Raw genomic sequence first — 4,139 nt, forward strand, 5'->3', positions numbered from 1 at the left:
TATATAGGTGATGGAAACAACGTTGTCCACTCACTCATGCTTGCATGTGCTAAAACAGGCATTGATATTGCTGTAGCGTCACCGAAGGGCTATGAACCGGATGTGGAAATTGTGAAATTTGCCGAAGAAGCAGCAGAGATCCAAGGCAGTAAGGTTCTTGTAACACAATCACCAATCGAAGCCATTAAGGATGCGGATATTGTCTATGCTGATGTTTGGACATCAATGGGATATGAACAAGAAAATATAACGAGACTTGAGGTTTTTAAACCCTATCAAATCAATGCAGAACTTGTTAAGCATGCTAAGCCTGATTATTTGTTTATGCACTGTTTGCCGGCACATCGTGGTGAAGAAGTCACTGGAGAAATTATTGATGGTCCCAATTCGGTCGTCTTCCATCAAGCTGGTAATCGACTTCATGCTCAAAAAGCCGTGCTCGTTGATTTACTAGCATAAAGTAGTGCCTGCAGACACCTGCAGGCACTTTTTTTAAATACTACTATTCATGAAATCAGCATTACCCGGAAACAATAAGAATGCAGCCGGTTAAAGGAGGGTTCCTGTGGGACAAAACCATCAATTTAAAGCAGGTCAAAAAGCACCTAATAATGGGGTATATGTTGAAATTGGCGAAACGGGAAGCACTGTTCTCAACCCTCAAAAGGTCAAGCTTAATGCGGGGGATCATTTTCCTGATACGACGAATCAGAACCGTGTTTGGATGTATCAACGCAAACCTTAAAAAATTCTTTCCTCCTGCTTATGCAGTGAGGAAGGTTTTTTTTTCGTACATAGAACAAAAAAAAGTACTATTTAGAGGATATGTTTTTTGCTTTACATCTCTTTGGAAAATAGTATAATTAAGTAAAGGTCAATAAAGGTCAAACTTTTTTATCGGATAGGAGGAACCAAAGTTGGATATGAAGAAAATGACAGACAAATTACAGGATGCCTTTGTAAGTGCCCAAGAAATAGCGTTAAACCAAAAAAATCCTGAATTGAATGAATTCCATTTGCTATCGGCTTTAATTTCTCAGGACGATAGCATGTTGGCACGAGTGTTATCTGAAAGTGGTCGCCCAGTTAAACGGTTTACTGATGAACTGCAAACTGAACTATCTAAGCTGCCCCAGGTTTCCGGTACAAACAGCGGGTTGTACATGTCTAGTTCCTTGCAAACCATTTTAGATATAGCTGAAAAACAAATGCACGAATTTGAAGATGAATATTTATCTGTCGAACACATTTTGCTTGCCATTGTGAAAGAGAATAAGCAAGCCATTAAGAAGTTGTTTTCTGCTTACGATCTTACGTATCAATCGATGCTCGCCATCATTAAACAAATTAGGGGGAATCAACGGGTGACAAGTCAAAATCCAGAAAACACCTATGAGGTCTTAAAAAAATTCGGTCGGGATTTAGTTGCTGAAGTTCGCAACGGAAAAGTAGATCCAGTTATCGGCAGGGATTCGGAAATTCGTAATGTTATACGGATTTTATCTCGAAAGACAAAGAATAATCCAGTCTTGATAGGAGAGCCAGGCGTCGGAAAAACGGCGATTGTGGAAGGTCTTGCTCAACGGATTGTACGAAAAGATGTCCCAGAGGGCCTGAAAGATAAAACCGTATTTTCTCTTGATATGAGCTCGCTTGTAGCAGGAGCAAAATTTCGCGGTGAATTTGAGGAGCGGTTAAAGGCAGTATTAAATGAAGTGAAAAAGAGTGATGGGAAAATCCTTTTGTTTATTGACGAGCTTCACACAATTGTTGGGGCAGGCCGCACGGATGGGGCAATGGATGCCGGTAATATGCTGAAGCCTATGCTTGCTAGAGGGGAACTCCATTGTATTGGAGCGACAACGCTTGATGAATATCGTAAATATATTGAAAAAGATCCTGCACTTGAACGAAGATTTCAACAGGTGCTTGTTAGTGAACCGGATGTTGAAGATACTATCTCGATTCTTCGCGGCTTGAAAGAACGATACGAAGTCCATCATGGAGTGAGAATACACGACCGTGCTCTAGTAGCAGCTGCGTCATTATCCAATCGCTATATAACTGACCGTTTCTTACCTGATAAGGCTATTGATTTAGTAGATGAAGCCTGTGCAATGATTCGTACGGAAATCGATTCAATGCCGACAGAGCTTGATGAAATTACCCGTAAAGTGATGCAGCTCGAAATAGAAGAAGCAGCATTAAATCTTGAAGATGATCCGCAAAGCAAAGAGCGACTTTCTGTGCTGCAAAAGGAATTAGCAGACCAGCGTGACATGGCCAATAGTATGAAAGCGCGTTGGCAGATGGAAAAATCATCACTGCAAGATGTTCAAGACTATCGGGAGGAGCTCGAAAAGCTGCGCAGGGAACTGGAAAAGGCTGAAGATGAATACGATTTGAATAAAGCAGCCGAATTGCGTCATGGGAAAATTCCACAAAAAGAAAAAGAACTAGCAGCTTTAGAAATCCAACTTGAAAGTGGGAAAAAGGATTCTCGTTTGCTGCGTGAAGAGGTTACAGAAGAGGAGATTGCCTCCATTGTGGCCCGCTGGACAGGAATACCAGTCGTTAAACTGGTTGAAGGTGAACGTCAAAAACTGTTGAAACTAGCGAATATCCTCCATGAACGCGTAATTGGTCAAGATGAAGCGGTTGAACTGGTTTCAGATGCTGTTTTACGAGCTAGAGCGGGTATTAAAGATCCAAACCGCCCAATCGGTTCCTTTATTTTTCTCGGGCCAACAGGTGTGGGAAAAACAGAACTAGTGAAAGCTTTAGCGGAAACCCTATTTGACAGTGAAGAGCACATGATTCGCATTGACATGTCCGAATACATGGAAAAACACTCTGTTTCCCGTTTGATTGGAGCTCCCCCTGGATATGTTGGATTTGAAGAGGGTGGTCAGCTTACGGAAGCCATCCGCCGCAAGCCTTACTCAGTCATCTTGCTGGATGAAATTGAAAAGGCACATCCAGAAGTATTTAATATACTCCTGCAAATGCTGGACGACGGCCGAATTACCGACTCACAGGGCCGTACCATTGACTGTAAAAACACCGTCATTATTATGACATCAAATATCGGTTCCCAATACCTTCTGCAAGTTGCAAATCCTGAAGAAGGAATTGAAGAAAGTATAAAAGATCAAGTGTTTTCAGAATTAAGAGGGCATTTCCGTCCAGAGTTACTCAACCGGATCGATGACATAATCCTGTTTAAACCTTTGTCTAAAAATGAAATCGTCCAAATTGTAGCTCAGATGGTGGTACAGCTAAAACTTCGCTTGCAAGATCAGCAAATTGACCTGGATATATCTGATGCGGCCAAGGAATTCATCGCTGAACAGGGATATGACGCTGTATATGGAGCCCGTCCACTCAAACGGTTTATCCAAAAACAAGTTGAAACAAAACTCGCCCGTGAAATTATTGCTGGAACATTAGAAGGACAGCATGAAGTATTAATTGACTACAAGAATCATGAATTAGTACTGACTATTAACTAAAACTCGAACCCTAAAAGAGGTAGACTGTGCACATGCAGTCTACCTCTTTGATTTTCTATGACAATTAAGTTCTTTACCGGGATATTTTTAACGCTGCTTTAAGCTGCATTGTGCAAAATGGAGGAGAAAGTGTGCAAAACCGAGAAATTACTGTGCAAATAGAGCTTATTTATGTGCAAAAAAAGGGAAATCCTGTGCACTCAAGGTACATTTGTGTGCAAAAGCCTATTGGGGGCAGAATGGGGCTTGGATTAAAATGATTCACGTCTTTCATCCGAATTTTTCGCATAAAAAAGAGGCATCACAATTGTGTGCCTCGGGACTAAATGTGGACTTCAATTCAATCAATGATGAGCTTCTTCTGCGGGACCTTCAGGGATGATAGCTGGAATAATCATAATAAGAATTGGCGCTGCAATTCCTAAGATTGTACCAGTTGTGAAGTCATAAGTAGCTCCAATCATGGATGAAACAACATATGTAAGCATATGTGCTAAAATGAATGTCCAGAAAAATGTCATAATAAATTTCATTAATGTTCACCCCATTCCACTGCAATCATCTTTATCATACCATAATTAATATGCAGTTAAAACGGGTTATTTATAAATTATTCTGTAAAAATAG

At 40.8% G+C, this 4,139-nt stretch carries 4 protein-coding genes; 3 read left to right on the plus strand and 1 reads right to left on the minus strand.

Features of this window, described 5'->3' with window-relative positions:
- The 3 genes from AC52RT_RS17750 to clpB all read left to right on the plus strand — a co-directional run.
- A partial coding sequence (locus AC52RT_RS17750; protein WP_495541978.1) for an ornithine carbamoyltransferase occupies positions 1-459 on the plus strand: 459 nt, incomplete at its 5' end.
- Between the two features lie 106 nt (positions 460-565).
- Positions 566-745 carry a YjzC family protein gene (locus tag AC52RT_RS17755; RefSeq protein ID WP_040374455.1) on the plus strand — a complete coding sequence of 60 codons (180 nt, stop codon included), beginning with the start codon at positions 566-568 and terminating at the stop codon, positions 743-745.
- A gap of 172 nt (positions 746-917) precedes the next feature.
- Positions 918-3,512: an ATP-dependent chaperone ClpB gene (clpB, locus tag AC52RT_RS17760; RefSeq protein WP_495541979.1), complete on the plus strand. Its 2,595-nt coding sequence runs from the start codon at positions 918-920 to the stop codon at positions 3,510-3,512.
- A 344-nt stretch (positions 3,513-3,856) separates the two neighbouring features.
- Here clpB and AC52RT_RS17765 read toward each other — a convergent pair whose 3' ends face one another.
- Positions 3,857-4,045, minus strand: coding sequence for a YjzD family protein (locus tag AC52RT_RS17765; RefSeq protein ID WP_495541980.1), 189 nt, complete (start codon positions 4,043-4,045; stop codon positions 3,857-3,859).
- Between the last annotated feature and the right edge of the window lie 94 nt (positions 4,046-4,139).

The organism is Peribacillus sp. (assembly GCF_059453735.1).